The sequence below is a fragment of the Hyphomonas sp. UBA4505 genome (genome assembly GCF_002388685.1).
GTDB lineage: Bacteria > Pseudomonadota > Alphaproteobacteria > Caulobacterales > Hyphomonadaceae > Hyphomonas.
In genome coordinates this window covers 283,869-307,536 of record NZ_DGMZ01000011.1, presented here as the reverse complement: position 1 = coordinate 307,536, position 23,668 = coordinate 283,869, and the positions used below count along the sequence as shown (strand labels likewise).

Annotated in this window: 21 protein-coding genes; 17 read left to right on the top strand and 4 right to left on the bottom strand. The window is 59.8% G+C overall.

The genetic code is table 11. From position 1 onward, the window contains the following. The first annotated feature begins 4 nt into the window (after nt 1-4). From B3527_RS08685 to sigJ, 12 genes are all read left to right on the top strand, one after another. On the top strand, nt 5-787 hold the full coding sequence (locus tag B3527_RS08685; protein WP_206992733.1) for a hypothetical protein: 783 nt from the start codon (nt 5-7) through the stop codon (nt 785-787). Continuing rightward, nucleotides 784-1,530 (top strand): hypothetical protein, encoded by a 747-nt coding sequence (locus B3527_RS08680; protein ID WP_290478928.1) that lies wholly within the window; start codon nt 784-786, stop codon nt 1,528-1,530. The genes B3527_RS08685 and B3527_RS08680 overlap by 4 nt, the downstream gene beginning before the upstream one ends. Next, nucleotides 1,527-2,240 carry a hypothetical protein gene (locus tag B3527_RS08675; protein ID WP_290478929.1) on the top strand — a complete coding sequence of 238 codons (714 nt, stop codon included), beginning with the start codon at nt 1,527-1,529 and terminating at the stop codon, nt 2,238-2,240. Before B3527_RS08680 ends, B3527_RS08675 begins: the two co-directional genes overlap by 4 nt. Continuing rightward, complete coding sequence (locus B3527_RS08670) at nt 2,237-2,989, top strand: hypothetical protein (protein WP_290478930.1); 753 nt, start codon at nt 2,237-2,239, stop codon at nt 2,987-2,989. The genes B3527_RS08675 and B3527_RS08670 overlap by 4 nt, the downstream gene beginning before the upstream one ends. Continuing rightward, nucleotides 2,986-3,717, top strand: a complete 732-nt coding sequence (locus B3527_RS08665; protein WP_290478931.1) for a hypothetical protein — start codon at nt 2,986-2,988, stop codon at nt 3,715-3,717. Before B3527_RS08670 ends, B3527_RS08665 begins: the two co-directional genes overlap by 4 nt. Next, the gene (locus B3527_RS08660; RefSeq protein WP_290478932.1) at nt 3,714-4,490 is read left to right on the top strand and encodes a hypothetical protein; all 777 of its coding nucleotides are present in this window, start codon (nt 3,714-3,716) and stop codon (nt 4,488-4,490) included. Before B3527_RS08665 ends, B3527_RS08660 begins: the two co-directional genes overlap by 4 nt. Beyond that, the gene (locus B3527_RS08655) at nt 4,487-5,233 is read left to right on the top strand and encodes a hypothetical protein (RefSeq protein WP_290478933.1); all 747 of its coding nucleotides are present in this window, start codon (nt 4,487-4,489) and stop codon (nt 5,231-5,233) included. Before B3527_RS08660 ends, B3527_RS08655 begins: the two co-directional genes overlap by 4 nt. A gap of 505 nt (nt 5,234-5,738) precedes the next feature. Next, nucleotides 5,739-7,616 carry an ABC-F family ATP-binding cassette domain-containing protein gene (locus B3527_RS08650; RefSeq protein WP_290478934.1) on the top strand — a complete coding sequence of 626 codons (1,878 nt, stop codon included), beginning with the start codon at nt 5,739-5,741 and terminating at the stop codon, nt 7,614-7,616. 208 nt (nt 7,617-7,824) lie between these two features. Beyond that, nucleotides 7,825-8,289, top strand: coding sequence for a hypothetical protein (locus B3527_RS08645; RefSeq protein WP_206992727.1), 465 nt, complete (start codon nt 7,825-7,827; stop codon nt 8,287-8,289). 93 nt (nt 8,290-8,382) lie between these two features. Further along, nucleotides 8,383-8,775 carry a hypothetical protein gene (locus B3527_RS08640; RefSeq protein WP_290478935.1) on the top strand — a complete coding sequence of 131 codons (393 nt, stop codon included), beginning with the start codon at nt 8,383-8,385 and terminating at the stop codon, nt 8,773-8,775. Further along, nucleotides 8,772-9,308 (top strand): hypothetical protein, encoded by a 537-nt coding sequence (locus B3527_RS08635; RefSeq protein ID WP_290478936.1) that lies wholly within the window; start codon nt 8,772-8,774, stop codon nt 9,306-9,308. Before B3527_RS08640 ends, B3527_RS08635 begins: the two co-directional genes overlap by 4 nt. After that, nucleotides 9,305-10,177, top strand: a complete 873-nt coding sequence (gene sigJ / locus B3527_RS08630; RefSeq protein WP_290478937.1) for an RNA polymerase sigma factor SigJ — start codon at nt 9,305-9,307, stop codon at nt 10,175-10,177. The genes B3527_RS08635 and sigJ overlap by 4 nt, the downstream gene beginning before the upstream one ends. Here sigJ and B3527_RS08625 read toward each other — a convergent pair. The 3 genes from B3527_RS08625 to B3527_RS08615 are packed head-to-tail and all read right to left on the bottom strand — an operon-like array spanning nt 10,170 to nt 13,629. Beyond that, the gene (locus tag B3527_RS08625; RefSeq protein ID WP_290478938.1) at nt 10,170-11,642 is read right to left on the bottom strand and encodes an amidohydrolase family protein; all 1,473 of its coding nucleotides are present in this window, start codon (nt 11,640-11,642) and stop codon (nt 10,170-10,172) included. The two genes, sigJ and B3527_RS08625, sit on opposite strands and share 8 nt — an antisense overlap. 18 nt (nt 11,643-11,660) lie before the next feature. Continuing rightward, nucleotides 11,661-12,950 (bottom strand): phosphoribosylamine--glycine ligase, encoded by a 1,290-nt coding sequence (gene purD / locus B3527_RS08620; protein WP_290478939.1) that lies wholly within the window; start codon nt 12,948-12,950, stop codon nt 11,661-11,663. A gap of 58 nt (nt 12,951-13,008) precedes the next feature. Next, a complete protein-coding gene (locus B3527_RS08615) occupies nt 13,009-13,629 on the bottom strand; it encodes a fatty acid desaturase CarF family protein (protein WP_290478940.1) in 621 nt (206 codons plus the stop codon). Nucleotides 13,630-13,890: 261 nt separating this feature from the next. On the opposite strand from B3527_RS08615, the gene B3527_RS08610 reads away from it, so the two are divergent. The 3 genes from B3527_RS08610 to B3527_RS08600 all read left to right on the top strand — a co-directional run bounded on the left by B3527_RS08610 (nt 13,891) and on the right by B3527_RS08600 (nt 18,302). Next, nucleotides 13,891-14,598 carry a hypothetical protein gene (locus B3527_RS08610; protein WP_290478941.1) on the top strand — a complete coding sequence of 236 codons (708 nt, stop codon included), beginning with the start codon at nt 13,891-13,893 and terminating at the stop codon, nt 14,596-14,598. 185 nt (nt 14,599-14,783) lie between these two features. Then, nucleotides 14,784-16,220 carry a TadE/TadG family type IV pilus assembly protein gene (locus tag B3527_RS08605; protein WP_290478942.1) on the top strand — a complete coding sequence of 479 codons (1,437 nt, stop codon included), beginning with the start codon at nt 14,784-14,786 and terminating at the stop codon, nt 16,218-16,220. 225 nt (nt 16,221-16,445) lie between these two features. Further along, entirely contained in the window at nt 16,446-18,302 is a 1,857-nt protein-coding gene (locus tag B3527_RS08600) for a PAS domain S-box protein (RefSeq protein WP_290478943.1), read from the top strand. A gap of 6 nt (nt 18,303-18,308) precedes the next feature. On the opposite strand, the gene B3527_RS08595 is transcribed toward B3527_RS08600, so the two are convergent. Then, a complete protein-coding gene (locus B3527_RS08595; RefSeq protein ID WP_206992717.1) occupies nt 18,309-19,316 on the bottom strand; it encodes a sensor histidine kinase in 1,008 nt (335 codons plus the stop codon). 123 nt (nt 19,317-19,439) lie between these two features. Between B3527_RS08595 and xseA the strand changes: the two genes are divergently transcribed. Both xseA and B3527_RS08585 read left to right on the top strand, forming a co-directional pair. Then, nucleotides 19,440-20,837 (top strand): exodeoxyribonuclease VII large subunit, encoded by a 1,398-nt coding sequence (gene xseA, locus B3527_RS08590; RefSeq protein ID WP_290478944.1) that lies wholly within the window; start codon nt 19,440-19,442, stop codon nt 20,835-20,837. Nucleotides 20,838-21,166: 329 nt separating this feature from the next. Further along, nucleotides 21,167-23,608 carry a TonB-dependent receptor gene (locus B3527_RS08585; protein ID WP_206992715.1) on the top strand — a complete coding sequence of 814 codons (2,442 nt, stop codon included), beginning with the start codon at nt 21,167-21,169 and terminating at the stop codon, nt 23,606-23,608. The last annotated feature ends 60 nt before the right edge of the window (nt 23,609-23,668 follow it).

Genomic DNA, 23,668 nt, shown 5'->3' with positions numbered 1-23,668 from the left:
GGGCATGATCCTCCGCCGCCTGACTAAGCATGTAAAAGACCAGAACTGGTTCGCGGTGGGGCTGGATTTCGTCATTGTGGTGACGGGTGTGTTCATCGGCCTGCAGGCGTCGAACTGGAACGACGATCGCGAAACGCGCCAGCGCGCGGCCGTGTTCAGCGAGCGCCTGACGCAGGACCTGCGCTATGAAGCTTGGGCCTATGAATACCTGATCGCCTACAATCGGGACGTCCGCGCCGGAGCGAAGGCTGCGATCGACGCACTGTCGGGCACGGGGCCCTTGTCTGATGAGCAATTCCTGGTCAGCGCCTATCGCGCGACCCAGTACAAATACATGGACCGGAACCGTGCGACGTTTGACGAGCTGATCTCGACTGGCGATATCGGGCTGATCGCGAGTGATAAGCTTCGAGCGACGGCCGTCTCTATCTACACGACGACGCTGATCGATGTGATTGCCGACGAGGGGCGTGAGGCGCCCATAAGGACACTGTTCCGGCGCCGCGTGCCTGCCGATGTCCAGCAGGCGCTGCTTGAAAAGTGCGGCGACCGGTTCGCACCGACTGGCGACTATGATGCGATCATCGGCTCGCTGGCCTATCCATGCGAACTGGGGCTTGCGCCGGATGCCATCGCCGCTGCCGCCACGCTGTTACGCACTGACGCAGGAATTGTGGAAGCGCTGCAGATCCGCTTCGCCGACCTGGAAACCGCGATCACCGATCTCGAAACCGTCAATGCGGACACGCTAAAAAGTCTCCGCACCATCGCAGGCAGAAACCCATGATCCTCCGCCGCCTGACCAAACATGTAAAAGATCAGAACTGGTTCGCGGTGGCGCTCGATTTCCTCATCGTCGTGGTCGGGGTGTTCATCGGTATTCAGGTCGCAAACTGGAATGACGCGCGCGCAGACAGGGGACAGGCGGCTGATTTGATGACCCGGATAGTGTCTGAGGCCACCACAGCGCGCAGCGAAATGTCGCGTTACATAGAGGTCCATCAGGGGATCAGCGATGATGCTGCCCGGTTCGCCCTGGCGCTCAGGGACAAAGACTCCTGCATGGCCATGGGGAACGAACTGACGATCCTGATTATCAGTATCGCGGATTTTCCGCCGCCACGGTTTTCCCTGGCAAACGCTGAGCAAGCGCTGAACACGGGCAGTCTGTCGCTTATCCGGTCGACCAGTATCCGCGCCAATATTCAGACCATGACGGATGAAATGGGTTTCGTCGATCGCCAGTGGCAACGCTATATCCGCGTAAAGCAGGATGCCAATCGGGAAGCGCAAAGAGTGGCCGGGGTTTCTTTGACCGGGCGCAGCGAAATCGTGGTGGTCCCCATGGGTGGCTACGATCCCGGCAGCTATGAATTGCTGACCCCCGGAAAGATTTGCGGGAATACCGAAATCATCGGTCTCGCCGCCAATGTGGCCGTCTTGCAGGCCATCTATGTTGACTATCTGGCACAGGTTGAGAGGGCACTCGACGACTATCTCGCGACTCTCAGTGAGGAGACCAGCACATGATCCTCCGCCGCCTGACAGACGCCCTGCGCAAGCAGGACTGGTTCACCGTGGTGATCGAGACGCTGATCGTGGTGCTGGGTGTCTTCCTCGGCCTGCAGGTCAATAACTGGAATGAGGCGCGTGCGGCAGAATCGCGCCGGGCCGAGATTATCAGGGCGCTGGCCACCGACCTAAGAGACGCCATCTACGTTCAGGAGCAATTGCAAGTTTGCGTGATCGACACAGGGCTTACCGTCTGGCACGCGGCCTACGAACGCGGCGAGCAGCCGGTCCCCTTCTATTTCCGGATTGACGGATCGGACAAGGCCCCCCTCACATGGACAGTGCTACAACAAATGGACATCGCAGGCCTGTTTGATCCGGTCATGCTCTTTGATTTGAACTTCTACTACTCCGAGTTGGACGGCGTAGGGGAAAAATACGTTCGTTATGTAACCTTCGTCGAGACAGAGATCCTGCCCTATGAAAAATCTGACTCGATGCATTTTTATACACCAGACGGAAAATCACTGCGGCCAACATACCAGGCGAACATGGAGCGGTTGCGTGAGTATCGGGGCGAGGTCCGGCGCCTTTCAAGCTGGTCTGCCTGTTTGACAGAAAGGCTTGAGTCCGGAAAGGAATTCTCCGCAAGCTGTTTGAGAACCGATCAATCGATACCTGAAGGTTCGCTGCTGAATCAACCCCTGAATCCGGAGATCATCCCATGATCCTCCGCCGCCTGACCACCGCGCTGCGCAAGCAGGACTGGTTCACCGTGGTGATCGAGACGCTGATCGTGGTGCTGGGTGTCTTCCTCGGCCTGCAGGTCAATAACTGGAATGAGGCCCGCGGCGAGCGGTCCATGGAGCGCCAGTACATCTTGCGTCTGCATAGCGACATGCAGCGAAGCGCTGAAGCCATCCGGAGTTCAGGCTCGTTCCTGGTACGTCAGGTCGAGAATGAAGGTGTTCTTCTGTCCAGCCTCGCCACTTGCGAAATAGCCGAAACAGATCGGCAGGCGGTGGTCGCGGCGCTCGGTTCGCTGGGAAAGTACAATTTTGCGGTTGTCGACAGGGAGCTGGTGGACCAGCTGCGGGCATCCGGCCAGTTCGAAGTGATCTCAAACCCCGACGTCCGTGAGGCCATAAATCTGATGTCTCAGGAATCCGACGGCCAGCTACGCGTCGAACCCCAATGGCTCGAGCACGCCGCGCCGTGGACCAGTTATGCGCGGCGCTTCTACTATTTTGACAGTCCGGAAGGCGTCGATTCCGGGCGTTGGGAACGTTGGGAGAATCTGGAATTCGAGCTGGAACGTGCCTGTCAGGACTTCGAATTTCTTTCAGCCGTGGGCAATACACGCGAAGCCACGCGCAACCTCTACCACTGGAACAACGCCGTCCTTGACCGTGTCGACGAGGCCGAACAGGCGCTCGCGCAAGAAATCGGCGCGCGCGGATGGGACATAGCGAAATGATCCTCCGCCGCCTCTCCACCGCGCTACGCAAGCAGGACTGGTTCACCGTCGCGGTGGAGACGCTGATCGTCATGTTCGGTGTCTTCCTCGGCCTGCAGGTCAATAACTGGAACCAGGCGCGGTTCGAGCAGGCAGATACGCAGAATGTTCTGGAAAGGCTGGAGCGTGATTTCGAGCTGCAGCTCACGCTCACCAATCGCGGTATTGGCCAGCAAGCCCTGGTGCTGGAAGCAACCAGCCGGCTCATCACGGGCATTCGTACCGGCGACCTCAATGAGCAGACGCTAAACGAAGACCTCGCGCTCGTGGACTCTGTGGCGACGTTCCCCGGACCTTCGGCGGCCTTTCAGGAGCTCGTCTCTACCGGGCGCATGCGCCTGATCGCGAATGGCAACCTGCGAGACAGGCTCTACGAATTCGACAGCTCGATCAAATTTGGCCGCGAAGTTTTCAGTGGCTCCTTCACCGCGCCGGTCGATGAGTTGGCACGTGTGCTTTTCAAGGCGAAAACACTGGTTGCACCGGGCACCCCGTCCGAGACGTTCGCCCAGATCGGAGCGGTGGAAACAGTCGATCACACGGTCCTGCTCGAGGATCCGGATATCCACATTGCGTTGCAGAACGCATATCTTACCCAGGACAATTATCACCTGTTCCTGATCCGTTTCCGTAACCAGATCAAAGACATCCTTCAGCTCCTCGCGGAAGAGCGGGAGCGGGCCTCATGATCCTTCGCCGACTGACCACCGCGCTGCGTAAGCAGGACTGGTTCACCGTGGTGATCGAGACGCTGATCGTCGTGCTCGGTGTCTTCCTCGGTATCCAGCTTGGCAACTGGAATGGCGCGCGGGCAGACCGGGAGCTGGGTGACCAATACACAATTCGTCTGGTCGCCGACCTTGAACAGGACCTGGCCGACAATCTGGTTCTGCTCGCCTATTATGATCAGGTGCTCGCGAGTGTCGTGGAGGCCGATCGGCTGTTGGCCAGCCCTGATGCAAACCCGAAGGACCTCGTTGCCGCCGCTTACCGGGCGAGCGAGTTCAGCAACAATCCGACCGACCGGGCGACGTGGGATCAGATCGTCTCTTCCGGGCATCTCGGCCTGCTGCCAAGCCAGGAGGTGGCGGATGGATTGTCCGAATATTACAAGTTTCAGGATCTGAACGACGAGACCAATAGCCTGCTGCAGGGCACGCCCTACAGGTTTGCAGTCCGGGCACTCATTCCGCTGCCCCTCCAGCTGGCGATCAGGGAAGGGTGCAGTGACACGGTCGGCGAAGCCGGCACCATTACCGGCTTTGTGGAGGAGTGTCGTATAGATGTGGATGAGGCCCTGCTCGAGGCAACGGCGCATGAACTGAAATCTTCGCCGTCAATTCGGGAAGCCTTGCGCCACCAGTATTCCATGGTTGCCACCGTGCGCAACAATATTGGCGGAAACATCGCCAGCCTCGAAGTCGTGATCGACGGGCTTCGCAATGACGGGGTCGCCCCATGATCCTCCGCCGTCTCACCAATGCGATCCGCAGGCGGGACTGGTTCACGGTCGTCATCGAAACGCTGATTGTCGTGCTGGGTGTCTTCCTCGGTCTGCAGGTGAACAACTGGAACGTGGTGCGCGGCAACCGGGTCGCCGAGGCCGATTTCATGGAACGCCTGCACCCTGATATTGTCAGGGTTGAGCAATCGTCAGAGCGCGTTCGTGCGCGCAGGGTGTCTGTCGTTGATGATCTTCGCTCAGCGACCGAAGTCATTTTTGACGTTGTTGAGCGAGACCGGCTGACTCAAGCCGAATGCATGGCGATCGCCACCTCTCATTACTACAATATCAACGTCCTCAGTTTGCCCTCGGTCACGGAGCTGACAAATGCCGGGCGGCTTTCCATTATCAGGGACCCGGCGCTACGCGCAGCACTTGTTGACTATGAGCAACGCGTTGAAGCGCTTTTGGCCTATATCGAGAAAGATCACGCCCTGGCGAATAATTTGCTGATGCTCAGACCAGAGCTTGTGAAGGTTCAACCGGTCTTTGACGCCGAGCTGGGCGAAATGCAGACACGACCCGACTGCGATTTGGAAGCTATGAGAGAGGATCGAGCCTTTCTGAATGCGGTGGCCGAAAACCTTGACGCCTATGACGCTTACCTGCGCGACGGTTTGCTGCCATGGGAAGCCCAGCTCGCTGAGATTCATCGCCTGATCGACACCGCACTTGAGATAACACATGAGGCGGCGCAATAGACGCCAGCGCCGATGAATTGGCCGAAGGCGTTCGCGCGCTGCGAAGCGTTCCGGATAGTCTCAAGGCGCTGAAGCTTCGCAATGCGCAAGTCGACGGCCGAGTAACTGACCTTGTGACCACCGTTGAAACATTTGGCATGAACGAAATATTTGCCAGGGACATCGCCCCCTGACCCCGCGCCGGGGTGCTTGAGGGCTCTCCTCCAACATTACCCAAACTTCACGCTTCACGAAGGCGTGAGCCGCTTGGACCCGGCCAGCCTGCTACCTATATCTGGTTGGAGAGAGAGGTTTGCGTTCGCTGCGTTTGTCCCCCTCCCCCCAGAGTAATGCAGCGAACCGCCCGTCATGCCATTTACAGTTCTCCCCCTACTGGTGGCATGGCGGGCATACTCTCTGATCTCTCCCGCCCGCAGATGCCCGCAATCTGCCCGGGATCGCCCGCATCATCCGATAGCGCACCCACGCCCTTGCTTTCACGGTAGTCTCTAGTAGACCGCCGCGCATGCTTACCATTTCAAATCTCGATTTTCAGGTCGAAGCCCGGCCCCTGTTTGAATCTGCCACGGCGCAGATCTCGGCCGGCTGGAAAGTCGGCCTTGTGGGCCGCAACGGCACGGGCAAATCCACCCTGCTGCGCCTGATCCGCGAGGATGTGGAAAACCCGCGCAATGACAGCGCCATCCGCCTGAATACCGGCGCCCGGCTCGGCTGGGTCGCGCAGGAGGTCGCCGCCACTGACGAGACCATTCTCGACGTCGTGCTGGCCGCTGACACAGAGCGCCACGCCCTGATGCAGGAATCCGAGACCGCGACCGACCCCGACCGCATCGGTGAAATCCATGAGCGCCTGCTCGACATTGATGCCTGGACCGCCGAAGCGCGCGCCGCCGAAGTGCTGAACGGCCTCGGCTTCACCACTGAAGACCTTGGCCGCGCCACGAAAGAATTCTCCGGCGGCTGGCGTATGCGCGCGGCGATTGCCGGTGTCCTGTTCTCCCAGCCGGATTTCCTGCTGCTCGATGAGCCGACCAACTATCTCGACCTTGAAGGCGCGGCCTGGCTCGAAACCTATATCAAGAAATATCCGTACACCGTCCTGATCGTCAGCCATGACCGCGAGCTGCTGAACCGCTGTGTCACGCACACAATGGCGCTGGAGCACCGCAAGCTCTCAATCACGCCGGGCGGCTATGATGACTGGCTGAAACTGCGCGCGGCCAAGCTCGCCCAGCTGGAATCCCAGAAAGCCAAACAGGACAAGGACCGCGAACACTTGCAGGCCTTCGTGGACAGGTTCCGCGCCAAGGCCTCCAAGGCTCGCCAGGCCCAGTCGCGCATCAAGATGCTGGAAAAGATGCAGGACATCTCCATCCCGGTGGGTGACCGCACGACGCCGTTCCACTTTGCCCCGCCAAAGGACAAGCTCGCCCCACCCATGCTGGAGCTGCGCAATGCCACCCTCGGCTACGGCGAGGACGCAGTCATCCTCGACAAGGTCAACCTTCGTCTGGACCCGGACGACCGCATCGCGATTGTCGGCGCAAACGGACAAGGCAAGACGACGCTGGTCAAATCCATCGGCGAACGCCTCTCGCTGATTGGCGGCGACCGGGTCGTGCCCAAGGCGGTCCGTATCGGTTACTTCTCGCAGGACCAGCTCGACGAACTCTCCGAAGGTGACAGCGTGCTGATGCACGTCCAGCGCATCATGCCGCCCGGCACACCGCCAGCGCGAGTCCGTGCAGCTGCCGCGGCGATGGGCTTCAGCCACGAGAAAGTGGAAACCAATGTCGAGAAGCTGTCGGGTGGCGAAAAGGTGCGCCTCCTGCTCGGCCTGATGTCATCGGCCGCGCCGCACATCCTGATCCTCGACGAGCCGACGTCCCACCTCGACATCGACAGCCGCGAAGCGCTGATCTACGCACTGAACGAATTCCCCGGCGCGGTCCTGCTCATCACCCACGATGTCTACCTTGCCGAGGCCACGGCCGACCGGCTCTGGCTGGTCAATAATGGCCGCGCCGCGCCCTATGATGGCGACCTTGCCGACTATCGCGCCCTCGTCATGAAGGCCGACCGCGACGACACCAAGGGGGCCAAGCCTGCCAAACAGGCCAAGCCGGCTGCTCCGAAGGAGATCACTCCCGAAGAGAAGAAACGCCTCAGCGCCCTCAAGAAAACAGCCCGCGACGCCGAAGACCGGCTCGAAAAGGCGAACACCGCCATTGCGAAGATCGACGCCAAGCTCGCCAGCGGCACACCTCCTGCGGACGAACTGGAAAAACTCCTGAAAGACCGCGCAAAACATGTCAGCGCAGCCGAAACCGCTGAAACCGAATGGATGGACGCTGCGGAAGCGCTTGAATTGGCGAGCTCATAAGGGACGGCCTCCTGAGTACGCGACCTGCAACAGCCGCATCAGTACCAGATATGACCGGCACGCAAAATACGCCGCCCTCTGACTATTTTTATTTGATTACGGACCGTCTTTTGCTTGCCTCGGACGTTAACCAACATTAACCTGTTGTCATGGTGGCGGTGGGGCCACTGACGAGCGCGCAGGCGCTCTTTCGTCTTGGAGACAGATAATGAACATCAAGGGACTACTTTTGTCAGCAGCGCTGACGGCTTTCGCGACTCCGGCACTGGCGCAATTGAACGCATACGAAGATTATACGATCAGCGATACCGTGTGGGAGATCGCGACAATCAAGGTCGATTCCAATATGGGGGATTATTACCTCGAAGGCATCAAATCCACATGGGTTGAATCCAATGACGTGGCCAAATCACTCGGCCATATTGAAGACTACACCATCATGGTCAGCGCCATGCCGGACAGTGGACACTTCAACATCCTCCTCGGCGTGAAGTATGCGAGCATGGCAGATATCGGCCCTTCCAGGGAAAAATATGATGCGTTCATGGCGGCCTGGGGTGAAGCCAATCAGGATAGTTCACGCGAGACATCGAAGACATATCCCGAACTCCGCAAGATTACGGGTCAATACCTGATGCATGAACTCACCATGCTGGACTCCAGCAGCGAGTAAATCCTGGTCTGAGGCCCGCTTGTCTTTCGGCAGCCGGGCCTCACCTGTCACAAAATCCGTCCCTGTCTCGTCTGACTCCTGAAACAGGGAGTTATGAACATGTGGAGACTGTGCCTGATCGCCATTGCGGCGTTTCATTTTGCCAATGGACTGGTGATGTGGTTTGCGCCGCATTTCTGGTACGAAGCCGTCCCCGGCGTTGCGATGATGGGGCCATTCAACCTCCACTTTATCCGCGACATCGCGCTGGTCTTCGGCATGAGCGCCGGGGCGCTCGCCTATGGCGCCTATGCGCGTAACCGGGCCGCCGCCATCATCGGCGCGACATGGCCGGCCCTGCATGCGCTCTTCCATATCTGGATCTGGATCAGCCGCGGCTTTCCGCTGGATCATGTGGCTTCCTCCAATCTCACCGCCATCCAGCTGCCGGTCTGGCTCGCCCTCGCCGCCGCGCTCAATTTTGCCCGCAAGGAGGCCGCCCGATGATCCGCAAACTCTTCCATGCTCAGGCGCGCAAGATGCAGCGCGCTTTCAACTATGACACCAGCTATATGCACGAGATCATCGACATCTCGCCCGGCGCGGCCTGGGGCCTGTCCCGCTTGCCCGCCTTCTACAAATATCGCGGCGCGCCCGCCGGACAAATCCCGTGGACCGGCGCATTGCTCGCCTCCACGCTTGACGGCGATTGCGGGCCTTGCGCCCAACTGGTCGTCGACATGGCGCTGGCGGGGGGGGCAGATGCTGACGCCCTGCAGGCCTGCGCCGAAGGCCGCCCGCTGGAGGCTGGCGCGATGGGGCTCGGCTACCGTTTTGCCAAGGCCGCCATATCTGGTGATCCGGTGGCGGATGATCTGCGCAGCGAGATCATCTCCGAATTCGGGGAGCAGGCCGCCCTCTCCTGTGCCTTCGCCGCCGCCTCCGGCCGGATCTATCCCGTGCTCAAGCGCGGCATGGGCCATGGCAAGGCCTGCCAGAGGCTGGACTTTGCCGGCAAAGAAGTGATCCTCCCCGCATGAGCGCCGACACCGCCATCTTCGAGGCCGAACGCCCCGGCCTGACCGCCCTGTGCTATCGCATGCTGGGCGAGCGGGCCAGCGCGGAAGACGCGGTGCAGGACACATGGCTGCGCTGGCAGCGAACAGACCGCACGCGCATCGAGAACCCCCGCGCCTGGCTGCGTCGCACCGCCGCCCGCATAGCCATCGACGCGCTGCGCTCGGCTCGCGCACGCCGGGAAACCTATCCCGGCCCGTGGCTACCCGAACCCATTGTCGAATCTCCCTCGCTTGGCGTCGAGGAGAAATTCGCCCTCGCCCAGGAATGCGAGCTCGCCTTGCTGTGGGCGATGGAGCGATTGTCGGAAACCGAGCGCGCCGCCTTCATCCTGCGTGAAGCCTTCGACGCCGGCTATGACGAAATTGCCGCCGTCACAGGCAAGTCCGAAGCCGCCTGCCGCCAACTGGTCAGCCGCGCCCACAAACGCCTGCAGGAGAGCGGCCCGCGCTTTGACGCCGCCCCGTCTGAAGTCGCGGACCTCCTCCAGCGCTTCATGGCCGCCGCCGCTGTACAGGATCATGCCGCCGTGCTTGGCCTGCTCGCGCCAGAGGCCACCGCCTACACCGATGGCGGCCGCAAGGCCCGCGCCGCACTACGTCCGCTGCGCGGACCGGCTGACATTGTTCAGGTCTTGATGGCCGTGATGATGAAGGATGCCAAGTCTGACGCTACATGGACCATGGAGCCCGCTCTCGCCAATGGCGCCCCGGCACTCCTCCGTAGACTGAACGGAAAGGTCGATCTCGTCCTCACCCTCGCCCCGGACACAACCGGCCGCATCGCCTGGCTCTACGCCATGCGCAACCCGGACAAACTGCCCGCTAATTGAGGCCCAACGCGGTGATGTCGACGCCCTGCGCGGCAAGGCCGCCCAGTACGTTTTCCTGTGTGCGTTCCAGATTATGATTGCGGGCACTGTCGCGCAGGGCCGTCAGATCCGCTTTACTCAGCCAGCCTCCGCCTCGGATCAGGGCTTCAGGCGAGTGCAGGCAGGATATGTCCGCCAGCGGATTACAGGCATAAAGCACCAGATCCGCCGCGCAGCCTTCAAGCGCGCAGCCGTCCAGACCTTTGCGTCCCAACACCTGAGCGGGCGCATCCGTCGCCGCCTTCAGCGCGTCAAACGGCGTCAGCCCCGCCGCCACCATCAGCTCCAATTCCTCGACCAGCGACAGGCCCGGCACATTGGTGAAGATCCCGGCATCGCTGCCTGCGACCAGCGTGACGCCCGCCGCGCGCAGCCATCTGGTCATGCGCAGGTGAAACGCATCCCGCTCTGCGGTGGGCCCTGCCGGTGCGCCTGACCAGTATTCGTACATGTCCGTTTCAGTGGCCTGCACCAACGGATTCAACAGGTCCGTCTCCGGACGGGTCAGCGCCGCGCCTTGTGTGTCTGCCACACGCCAGAGATTGTGAAAGGCCAGCAGCGTCGGCGTGATCGGCACGCCAGCCTCGGCGATCTGACCGGCCAGCGCCTGCGCGGCAACTGCATCTTCCCGATCGCTCAACCCATGCCAGACAAGCGACTCCACATGCTCGATCGTCTCGAACCCATCATTCAGCACCTCATCGAACGCAATGTCGAACGGCGCTTCAAATGGCACGCCCGGCCCGCGCACGCCTTCCGGCGTATGGCCCGTCACGATCATCCCCCGCGCCTCTGCCTCTTGCAGCACCGCGTCATAGGCCTCGCGGGTCAAATTCGAATACACTTTCAACCGCGTGAAGCCCTGCTCGGCCTGCCACGCCACCGCGGCGCGCGCCTCCTCCTCGGTCTCGACCAATTGGTGGTTCACCTGCGCATTCGGGCCGGCGCTGTTGAGGATCGGCCCGGTGGTGACCAGGTGCGGCCCAAGCACACTCCCCGCCTCAATCTGTTCGGCCAAGGTCAGGTGAAAGGGCAGGCCCGACATGTTGCGCACCCGCGTCACGCCCCAGGAGAGATACGCGCCCAGCTCCGCCTCATCCCAGATATGGACATGCATGTCCGTCAGGCCGGGGATCATGGTTAGCCCGCTGGCATCCTGCTCAGCGTCCGCAATCAGGCTCTCCCGCGTATCCGCTACGGCGATAATCGCGCCCTCATCCACCAGCACGAATACATCTTCGCGTACGTCTGGCGCCTCGCCCGAAAAGTCGACCACTCTTACATGCGAGATCAGCAGATCGCCTTCGAGCGGCGGGGTGGCGGGCTGGGTGGCACAGGCCGTCAACAGTGTGCCAAGTGCCAAGCTTGCCCGGCCTGCCCATTTGCGCGCGTTTGATCGGAACACCTCGGACACAGATTTGCGCATGATCCGGGCTCCAATCTCCTACTTCAGGGCGCGCCAGCCAATGTCGCGGCGGCAGAAGCCTTCCGGCCAGTCGATGGCATCGACGCCAGCATAGGCCCGTGTGACAGCTTCCTGCAAATCGTCGCCACTGGCCGTCACGGCCAGCACGCGCCCGCCATTGGCCAGCAGCGCGCCGCCTTCGTCCATGTCCGTGCCCGCCTGGAACACGGTCACGCCGGGCAAGTCATTGGCAGACTTCACGCCGCGAATGACAGAGCCCTTGGCGTAGCTGCCCGGATAACCTTCCGTGGCCAGAACAATCGTCGCCGTCGGTTCGAACCGGTCCAGCTCCAGCAGCGCCTCAAACGCTTCTTCATTGCCCTCAAGGCCGCCCGTCGCCGCACCAAGGATCGCCGGCACGATATCGCCCGCGAGGCCCTTCATCAGAACCTGGCATTCGGGGTCACCGAAGCGCGCATTGAACTCAACCACTTTCGGCCCGTCCGTTGTCACCATGATGCCGACATAGAGCACACCCTGATACGGCATGCCGTCCGCCTTCATGCCTTTCAGCATGGGCTGGACGATCTCGGCCTTCACGCGGGCAAGAATCTCATCCGTTACGACCGGCGCCGGCGCATAGGCGCCCATGCCGCCTGTATTCGGCCCGGTATCGCCATCGCCCGCGCGCTTGTGGTCCTGTGCGGCGGGCAGATAGATCGCCCCCGTGCCGTCGGTGATGACGAAAATGCTGGCTTCCTCGCCATGCATGAATTCCTCGATCACCAGCGTGGCGGAGGCATCGCCGAACTTGCCCGACAGCATCTCGTCGATCTCGGCATCGGCCTGGTCCAGCGTCTCGGCAATCACGACGCCCTTGCCGGCGGCGAGGCCATCGGCCTTCAGCACATAGGGCGCTTCCAGCGTCCGCAGATAGGATTTCGCCAGCACCGGATCGGTGAACTCGCCATAGGCCGCGGTCGGCACGCCATACTGAACCATGCGCGCCTTGGAGAAGGCTTTCGAGCTTTCCAGCTGCGCCGCCTGCTGGCTCGGCCCGAACACGTCAAAGCCGCGCGCCCGCAAGATGTCCGACAGGCCCTCGGCCAGCGGCGCTTCCGGCCCGATCACGATCAGGTCCGGCTCGACCTGCAGGGTCAGCTGCACCAGTTTCTGAATGTCGGTGACGGTCACATCAAAACACGGGCCTTCCTCATCCATGCCGGGATTGCCCGGAGTCGAATGCACCATGTCCACCAATGGCGACTGCGCCATTTTCCACGCCAGGGCATGTTCACGCCCGCCCGATCCGATCAGAAGTATGTTCATGACTGCGCTCAATGCGCAGGTTGGCGGCGGGAATCAAGCCCTCAGCGGCGGCCAGCGCTCAGGCGGACCGCCATCTGCGCCGCTGCTGACGGCGCACCACGGGGTCGCGGCGTGTGCGGATGCCGCGGCTCAAGCGGATCAGCGCCTCCAGGCGACGCCAGAACCGGACCCGCTCCAAAACCGGATTGGTCCAATCCGTCAACGTACAGAAATTCACATTCTTCAACGCCCGATGGTGCGCGGCATGGTGCAAGGGTGACTGAATCACGCCGGCGCGCTGCAGGCGGCGTACCCAGCCCGGCAACTCGCTCGGGCGCGCATGGGCGGCCGCGTGCACTTCATTCGAAACGAATATGCCAAGTACGAGTGCAGCCGTGAACGCAATTGGCGCGCCGATCAGCAGGGCAGCAGTTCCAACCGCCACAGCAAAGCCAAACATGCGCCCGCTGCGCGCCAAGACGCCTTTGGAGAGGAAGCCCCGTGGCTTGCGATGGTGCCGGATCGTGTCGCGAACAATCGGCCCCACCAATGGCCAACGCGGTGAGCCGTACCGATCCTGCGCCCAATGGATCACGCCGCTGCCAAGATCGGCGACCAGCCAGCCCGCGACGAACTGTGCGGCTGTCCATGCAATCACTATCAGCCATCCGGCCAGCCCCTCCCACGGCGCAAGCGACATCACTGTGTTCAATATATCAGGAAAATACAAAAACAGCGCTCCAAGTTTGTGATCACTCACTTCTCTCGCAAGAAATGGCCCGCCTTTCAAGCGGGAAACGATGAATTCCCTCGGGGCAAGCAGAGGAGCGGCACGCCCCTATCCCCGTCACAAAGCTGGACGGCTTCCAAATTTCGGCATCTTTTCAATGATATAGATATTCGAGATCGCTCTATCGGCCGACCCACTTCGTCGTACTGCCGAAGAGGCGACGCTAAAGGCATGAAATCGCCATTTCCCCTCGCCGTTCACAGCCTCACCCGTTTCTGGTGGGATGCCGCCGATTATCTCGCCTCAGTGGCCCAGAAGCGGCTGGGACTCTGGCCGGTGCCCGCCAAACCCTTCCTGCCGCGCGCAGAGCTTGAGGAACTGGCCGGGCGCGTAAGCTTCCTCGAAGCCATCCTGAGACGCCTGTTCTGCCTTGCGGCGCTTGAGCTCGGCCCCCTGCCGCCCCCCACCGCGACGGCCCGGGTAGAGCCGGATACCGCAAAGCCCACCTCCCGCGCCGGCACCGCTCATGCCTCTGAACCGGCACGCCCTTCCACCCGTCGCGCCATTCCCCGCTTCCGCCTCATCGAAGCGACGAAAGCTACCCCTGCCACACCGCCAAGAGCCCGGTTTCGTACCGGTCCCCGCATCCGGTTCCTTGACGAAGAGACGCCCGTAGACTTGCGGGATTATCCTGCAAGCCCAACTGACATTTTACCGGCCGGAAAGCTCGTGCGACACTTGCTGGCTGTTAACCACGCGCTGGATCACGCGGCCGAATACGTCGCCAGAATGCGCCAGATAATGGTGTCAGCAGGCCCGGTGCTGAAGCGTGCTGTGCCGCCCGTCTTCAAGACGCGAAAACTGAGGCATTTACAACAGGATAGCGCCTGCCAATTGCACGCGGCCACTTGGGATTTCCTGTCGCCGGACACGTCGTGAAATTTGCTGAAAACATGAGCTTTCCCGCGCGGTGCCACAAGGCATTCGCGGCGCTGGTCGTGGTTAAGCAAACCTTTCCGTCAGCGGAGAAATCCTGACCCCTGATTTTACCGAGAAGTTATCCAGTTCTGGCAATGTGCAAACCAGAACCTTTGGGCCAGGTGCGGCCAAAACCGGGGTGGGTAATGATGACGAACACGAATTTGATCAAGAGGACCGTCGAAACAATTCGCCGGTTCAAGGACGAAACACAGGGCAACATCGCGATCATTTTCGCGCTGATGACCATTCCGCTCTTCCTTCTCATGGGCTTTGCGATTGACCTGCAACAGGTCAACACCGCAAAAAACCGCGTCCAGTTCATTCTGGACAGCGCGGTTATCGCGGGTGCCCGCGAAATGCAGGAAGGCAAGAACGACACCGAAATCAAGACGTATATCGAGAACTATTTCAAATCGGCAATGAAGGCCCAGGGCAAAGGCACCGATTGTGCCGAACCCGTTGCGTCCATTGCCAGCGAGTCGCAGGATCTTTCGGTGAAGGTGCGCTGTGCACAGCCGACATCGATCATGCAGATGACGGGCACGAAGGAATTGAACTTCTCCGTCACCTCCGCTTCGACCTATGGTATCGGTAAAGTCGACATCGCTTTCGTATTCGACATCTCCGGATCGATGGGCGGCAGCAAGATGTCCGCTCTGAAAAGCGCGGCCGACACGGCGATCAATGTGCTTGTGCCTGCAGACGATGACGGCACGACCGGCGAAGTCCGCATCGGAATGGCCTCCTATTCCTCCATGGTGGACGCAGGCGAGGACTATTTCTTCAAGGCAACCGGACAATTGCCAATTCGCACATACACCTTCTCGTACGATGAAACCTACGAGTCTGGCGGCGACTGGGAAGAAGTCTGCAAATGGAAAAAGAAAAGAGGAAGATGGTATTGGACCTGTGACGACGAGTGGGTGCCTAACTACGCCACCCGTACAGTCACCGAAACCAAGACGATCAACAATACTTGCGTCAAGGAACGTGTGGGTGACGAGCAATTCACCGACGAAGACCCAGGTCCATTCCAGTGGATCGAAGCCGCCGAAGCGTATGGCAGCGTCAACTGGAGAGGCGATGTCAGCTGGTACACAGAATCCTGCAACCCGATCGGTCCACTGCCCATGACCAGCAATCGCGACAAGTTGTTCGATTATATTGATGGCCTTAACGCCAGCGGCGGTACGGCGGGTCACCTCGGCATCGCCTGGGGCTGGTATCTGATTGCACCGGATTGGGACGTCGTCTGGCCCGCCGGCTCTGACCCTTATCCCTATGATGAGCCGGATTCGGCCAAGGCCATGATCATCATGACCGATGGTGAGTTCAACCAGGAATACGACACGTCCAACGGTGACTCCTTCGACCAGGCTGAAACGATGTGTGACGCCATCAAGGATCAGGGCATCAAAGTCTACACCGTCGCCTTCCAGGCCCCGCCTTCGGGTCAGGCCATCCTCAATTATTGCGCGTCGGGCGACGACTTCGCGTTTACTCCGGAAAGCTCCGAGGAACTGACCGAAGCCTATACCAAGATCGCCCAGTCCATTTCGGACCTGCGCATCCGGTATTGATCTCTCACTCTGGCAGCGGTGCGGGCGCATCGCTGCCAGTTTCTTCATCCAGATTTTTTTGCTTACATTACAATGTAATGACCCGAGGATCACAAGGGCACACCCTTCCTGGGCGGGCGGCTCGGCCGCCTGATCTGGGTTATGGACAAATGCCTCTGATTCACAGTAAAAAAGATGTTGATAACAGCGCATTGTGCGTTGGACATTTTTTTCGGGAGCCCCGTCATGAAGCGGGATCGTCTGTCTAGCGCTCCCTCTCCGGTTGCGCCTGCCCCTGCCCCTGCCTTGTCAGCAGCGGAGAGCTCTTGGCTTAGCGCCATCATCACATCGTCATCCGATGCGATCATTTCAAAAAACCTGGACGGTATCATTGCCAGCTGGAACCCGGCCGCCGAGCGCGTGTTCGGTTACACACCTCAGGAGATCATAGGCCAGTCGATCCGCGTATTGATCCCGGAAGATCGCCAGAGTGAAGAGGATGAAATCCTCGCTACGATCCAGGCCGGCCGCACCGTGGCGGATTTCGAAACGATCCGTCTTCACAAGGACGGCACCGCAATCCCCATCATGGTCACGGTCTCTCCCGTTCATGATACAAGCGGCACGATTGTTGGCGCCTCGAAAATCGTGCGTGACATCTCTCGCGAGCACGAAAATCAAGAACGCCTCCGCCAGAGCGAAGCCCAGTTCAAGGCGCTCGCAGACAACATCCCTCAGCTGGCTTGGATGTCGGACCCTGAAGGTCAAATCTTCTGGTACAACAAGCGCTGGTATGAATATACCGGGGCCGACGAAGAAACGACACGCGGACATGGCTGGCGCTCCGTGCACCATCCCGAACATGAAGCGCGCGCCACCGAACATTTCCTGAATTCGCTGAAGACCGGACAAGTCTGGGAAGACACATTCCCCCTGCGCGGCAAGAATGGAAAATTCCGCTGGTTCCTGTCTCGCGCGCTGCCCATCCACGACAAGGATGGCCAGATCGAGATGTGGTTCGGCACCAATACCGACGTGACCGAACAGAAACAACGCGAGGAGCAGATCCAGCTTCTACTGGGCGAGGTAAACCACCGCGCCAAGAACATGCTGACCCTTGTTCAGGCGATTGCGCGCCAGACCATGGCCAGCGGCGACAATTTCATGGATCGCTTTGCTGAGCGTATGCGCTCGCTGGCCTCCAGTCAGGACTTGCTGGTCAGTTCCGGCTGGCGCGGCGCGCGGGTCGAAGACATCATGAATTCCCAGCTCGCGCACCTGGAAGACTTCATCGGGACCCGGATCAAACTGGAAGGCCCTCATGTTCGCCTGACTTCCGCAGCGGCGCAGTCGCTCGGCATGGCTCTCCACGAGCTTGCCACCAATGCTGGCAAGTATGGCGCCTTGTCCAATGATACCGGCCAAGTCGATATTCGTTGGAACATCCGTCAGGAAGAAGGTACGAACCGATTTGAAATCAGCTGGACGGAAAGCGGCGGCCCACCCGTCATTGCCCCTGACCGGCGCGGCTTTGGCTCCACGGTCATCGAGCGGATGACGCGCATCGCCTTTGGATATCCAGTCAAGCTAGACTTTGCCCCTGAAGGCTTGCACTGGCATCTCATCAGCGTTGATGACCGAGTTTTCGAAGCCGACTTCGTGGCAGAAGTGAAAGACTCATCTGTAGACCTGTCCCGTTCTCCCCGTTCGCCCGCGACGGCTCAATCATCAACTGCCGGACGACGCGTACTCGTCGTCGAGGATGAAGCAATTATCGCCATCGACATGGCAGCCGCCCTGGAAGATGCCGGTTTCTGCGTGGTCGGTCCGGTGGGATCTGTTTACGAGGCGATGAAACTCCTGGACGAGCAAGTGTGCGATTGCGCCGTTCTGGACATCAACCTTGCAGGCGAAACCTCAGCGCCCCTGGCAAGTCGCCTGCTCACAAGCGAAATTCCTTTTGTGACCGTGTCTGGTAACACACAAGAATCGATAACTGAAGAATTCAGTCAGTCACCTTTCCTGTCAAAACCAATTGTGACGAGTAAGCTGTTGTCGAAACTGTCGACAATCCTGCGCGAGCCTGACCACGTGGTCAGTTAAGAAAAATCACATCACGAAAGAATCGAATTCCGTTTTCAGCAGAGGCGCTTCAACAGTTATCTGAAGGCCATCCTCCGTGATCGTGCGAGTTGAAACCAACTTTGGAAACATATCGAACAACCGCGTTCCGAAGCCAACCCGTTTCGGGGGCTGAATGCCGGGGACGCCGGTTTCGGTCCACGTAACATACAACGTATCGCCCTTCAGGGTCCACTCTACGGTCAGATGCCCGGTCGGCGTGCTGAAGCAACCGAACTTTCGCGCATTCGCCGCCAGTTCGTGCACGATCAGTGCCGCGTCCTTGCTGCCTTTCACCGACAGGATCGTATCGTTGCCTTTCAGCGTGTAGCGCTCGCTGCCCCGGCCCAGCATCCCGTCGAGTTCCTCGATCATGATCTTGCGCAGGCTCAAACCCGTCCAGTCATTTCGCGTGAGATTGGAATAGACCCGGCTCATGGAGACAAGCCGCTCATTGAAGTCATCGACAAATGTGTCGACGCTTTCAGCGCTCTCTCCTGAAATACGGGAGGTCGCCATGATGACCGAAAACATGTTCCGGATCCGATGAGCCAGTTCATTTTGCATGAAGTCATTCTGGCGCTGCAACTCCATTTGGGCGGTAATGTCCTCGGCCCGCTGGATCATGTGGGTCACGACACCATCATCATTCCGGTAGGGGTCCTGAACGGCCTGCCACATTCTGGTTTGAACCGTGCCATCCGGCTGTTTCAAGTCGTAGGGCTGTGCTTCCAAACGGGTCTGCACGCCCTCAAACACCCGACGAAACTTCGCCTCAACGGGATCTTGACGTTCTTCGACATCCGGGAAAATCTCAAAGATGTATTTCTGCCGAATACTTGCCCATTCCGTATTGGTCGCAGTCAAATATGCCTTGTTCGCATACACAAAGCACAGGTCCCGATCGAGCACCATCAACGGAACCGTCCACCTGTCAGCGACCTCACGGAAACTCAAATCTCCGGTGATTTCCTGCGTCTGGGAATCCTGATCCATGACATCCTCACTGGACTGCGTAGAAGGTCTGCACCCTCGCGCACTTCCGTTAACCTTGAATGACCAAATAGGGCCAATGTCAGCGCACTTGCCCTTGCCGCTGCGAGGTTTATGACTGTCGGAATGCCTTCTGAATCGCCCCCCTCCAATGATGTCGCCCTGTCCGTATCTGATCTCGCCGCAAGCCTGAAACGGACGGTGGAGACCAATTACGATCATGTCGTCGTGCGCGGTGAGCTCGGCCGGGTCACGATTGCGCGTTCCGGCCACATGTATTGTGACCTGAAGGATGAACGGGCAGTCCTGAACACTGTAATGTGGAAAGGCCAAGTGAGCCGCCTGCCCTTCAAGCCCGAAGAAGGACTTGAAGTCATCGCTACTGGCCGACTCTCCATTTATGAGGGGCGCTCAAATTACCAGATGATCGCCGCCTCCATGCGCCCGGCTGGCGCGGGGGCGCTCATGGCGCTGCTGGAGGAGCGGAAGAAGAAATTCGCTGCCGAAGGCCTGTTTGCCCCGGAACACAAGAAGCCTTTGCCCTACCTGCCTCGCACAATCGGCGTGGTCACCAGCCCGACCGGCGCAGTCATCCGGGATATTCTGCACCGCATCGGGGACCGCTTCCCGGTTCGCGTCATCGTCTGGCCGGCGCTGGTTCAGGGCGACAACGCCGCAGGCCAGATCACAGCGGGAATCCAGGGCTTCAACGCCATGACTGGCGCCGACCGACCCGACGTGCTGATCGTTGCGCGCGGCGGGGGCTCGATCGAGGACCTCTGGCCGTTCAACGAGGAAAATGTCGTCCGCGCGGCCTTCAACAGTGAGATCCCGCTGATCTCTGCCGTCGGTCACGAGACCGACACGACCCTGATCGACTATGTATCTGATGCACGCGCGCCCACTCCGACCGGCGCGGCAGAAATCGCGGTACCGGTTCGCTCCGAGCTGCTGCTGACAACCGGCGAACAGGGTGAACGCCTCAAGCGCGCCTTGGCCCGCCGCACCGGGCAGGCCAGGGACAAGCTGGCTGCGGCACGCCTACCCCGACCAGAAGCCTTGCTTCAACCCAAACGCCAACGCCTGGACTATGCCAGCGCCAGCTTGCCCAAGGCCGCGCTCGCCCTCGTCCAGACGGCCCGCCTTCGGCTGTCTCGGCTCGCGATTAGTCCGGCCAGCCTGAAATCGGACATACGCGCGTCGAAACAGCGCCTGCGCGACACAGCTGTTCGCGCCCGCCCGGCACTGGCCCGTTTGATCGAAACCCGCCGCACCGCCCTCGCCTCTCAGGGAAAGTTGCTTGAGACCCTATCGTATCAGTCCACACTGAAGCGCGGTTACACTATTGTGCGCGACACCAACGGAAACCTGATCCGTTCGGCCAGTTCTGCTGCGGCGAGCGACGCTTTCAAGATCAGCTTTGGCGATGGTGACGTAATCGCCCACCCGGATGGATCCAGCCCCCCAACGGCAGCAAAGCCTGCCAAAGCGAAGCCCAAGGGCGATCAAGGCTCCCTGTTCTAGCTTTCCGGCGCTGAATGCCTCCTCACAACTTCCGCGGTGATTCCCTCACTGCGCTGCCAGATTGTTAAGCAAACGTGCACGGTGTGACAAAATGGCTTCACTTGATCGCCTGCGCCATAGTTGGAAATTGTTCATCCGTATACCTCTTGCACGTATCAACAATCTAACTTTCCAGAAGTTTTCGTGACAATCTCGTTGAATTTATCGCGCTCCGCGCGAACGCCTGTTCTGCAGTATTTGCTGTAGCAAAACTTTCATTTGAGCCCATTCACCCTGCTGAGTACCCAGCGCGCGACAGCGCACGGGGCGCCTTCACAATGGGTTCAATCATGAAACATGCATACCTTTCCGCGACGGCCGTGGCCGCGCTCAGCCTTTCCGGGCAATTGTCCGCTCACGCACAGGAATCGGGAGCCGAACAGACTCGCCACCTACAGGTCGTCACCGTCACCACACAAAAGCAGCAGCAATCCTTGATTGATGTGCCAATTAACGTCTCGGTCGCCGACCAGGACTTGATCGACCTGCTGGCCGCAGACGACTTCGAAGATCTCGGAAACTTTGTTCCGGGCTTGCAGGTTCAGGCCCAGAGCCTCAACGCGCCGAGCTATTCCCTGCGCGGCGTCGTCTCAGATGGCGGCACGCCTCGCGTTGCCATGTTCCAGAACGGTGTTGCCATCGGTAATGTGTCGTTCGCCACCAACCTTGCCATTTATGACATGGAACGGGTCGAAATCGTCAAAGGCCCACAAGCGACCCTGTTCGGCCAGGGCGCCCTGGTCGGCGGTGTGAACTTCATCCAGAACCGCGCCTCTCTTGACGGAAATTCCGGCAAGGTCAGCCTCGAAGGTGGCGATTACAGCTCGGTGCGCGCGGAAGGCCACTACAACTACGTGCTCAGCGACACACTGGCACTGCGCGTAGCTGGACAGGTCAAGAATATGGACGGCTATGTGCCGAACACAGCCAACTCACCCGACCTGATGGGTCAGGACACGCTGGCCTTGCGCTCCGCATTGCACTGGGAGCCGACCGAAAAGCTCCGCGCCGACCTGTTCGTCAACTATCAGGATGACGACTCCACCGGCACGCAGTTCACCTCCGGCTTCTTTGAAGTGAACGGGAAAGTCGACCCGTTCGGCGCCACCGCCATGAACGTCAATGACGATCAGGTCCGCGGCAAGCTCGGCAATGACCGCGAGCTGTTTTATGTCACCGCCAATGTGGAATACGATCTCAATGATGCCTGGTCGCTGACCTCGCTCACTGACTATCGCAACCTGTTCTCGAACGAAGCCTGGGATTCCGACGGCGCCGCCTTCAATCTTCTGCAATTCTACCAGGGGCGCCAAGCGAATACGTTCAGCCAGGAACTGCGCCTGAACTATGATGATGGTGGCAAACTGTCCGCCTTCTTCGGTGGCAATTACTTTACGGTCAGCGGCAAGGACGAATTGATCTTCTCAACCGACGAAGCCTATGCGCAGTCCCTGTTTGCGCCGTCTCTCGCTGCCGCTGTGGCCCCCGGCGCGTCTGTCGAGCAATTGGGTGCGCAGCTGGCCTTTCTTGGCCTGCCCGGCGGTGAAAACCTCGGCAGCTTTGATACGCCGCTTCAGTATTCCATGCTCGCCTTCCTGCTGGGGGGCAGCATTGTTCCGCTCTATGACGAACACCTCGAGCAACAGGTCGCGACTTACGGACGTGACACGTATGATCTCTTCGGCGACGTGACCTATCAATTGACCGACCGGCTCGAAGTCACCGGTGGTCTTCGCTACACGCAAGAGGAATTGTCGGCCAGTACGCGCGCAGCGATCCTGAAGTCCAACCCATATCTTGGTGGCCTGAACGGCGTGACGATGGGCCCGAGCATGCTGCTCAGCGCAGCGACGTTGAATAACGAAGCCTTCGGGTCCGCTGATACGGATGGCGCTTTCACCTGGCGCCTGAACGCGGCCTACCGTGTCTCTGAAAACGTGAACGCCTGGGTTGCCTATGGTCGTGGCCGCCGCCCGGAAGTGCTGTCGGCCTCTGGCGCGGACTATAATGTCATAGACGCGGAAACGCTGGACAATATCGAGGCTGGCTTCTTTGGTCGCTTCTGGGACAACCGCTTCCAGATGACCAGCTCGGTCTATTATGGTGAGTACAAGGACTTCCAGACCACACGCTTCGACCCGATCCAGGGTATCTTCATCACCGAGAATTCGGGCAATGCCACCCAGTATGGCCTCGAATTCGATGGTCAGGCCCTGGTCACCGACAATATCCGCCTGCTCGGCACCTATGCCTACACGCATTCGGAATATGACGACGAAGATGACAATGGAAACCCGCTGCAGTTTGCCGGCAACAGCTTCCGCATCAGCCCGGAGCACAGCTTCTCCCTCGCAGCCGACATCACCATCCCGGCTGGCGAGCGCGGCGACTTCTCGATCGTACCGAGCTATGTCTGGAAAGATCATCACTATTTCGAAGATGACAATGGCTACGACTATGCGGCGGACGGCGCGGGCGGCTTTGCTCGTGTGCGTGAATCCTATCCGGACGGAACCTTTGTGGAAGAAGAGCAGGACGCCTATGGCGTCGCCAATCTCCGTCTCGGTTTTGACAGCGCAGATGACGCATGGGGCGTCTATGTTCTCGGCGAGAACATCTTCGATGAGGAATACCTGATCGACGTTGGCAATACCGGCGGTGCGTTCGGCCTGCACACGATCATCCGTGGCAAGCCGCAAATGTTGAAAGCTGGCGCCTACATCAAGTTCTAGGCGATTGACCCACCGGGGCGGACCCGTGTTCGCCCCGGATTTCCCACACAGGAATCATTC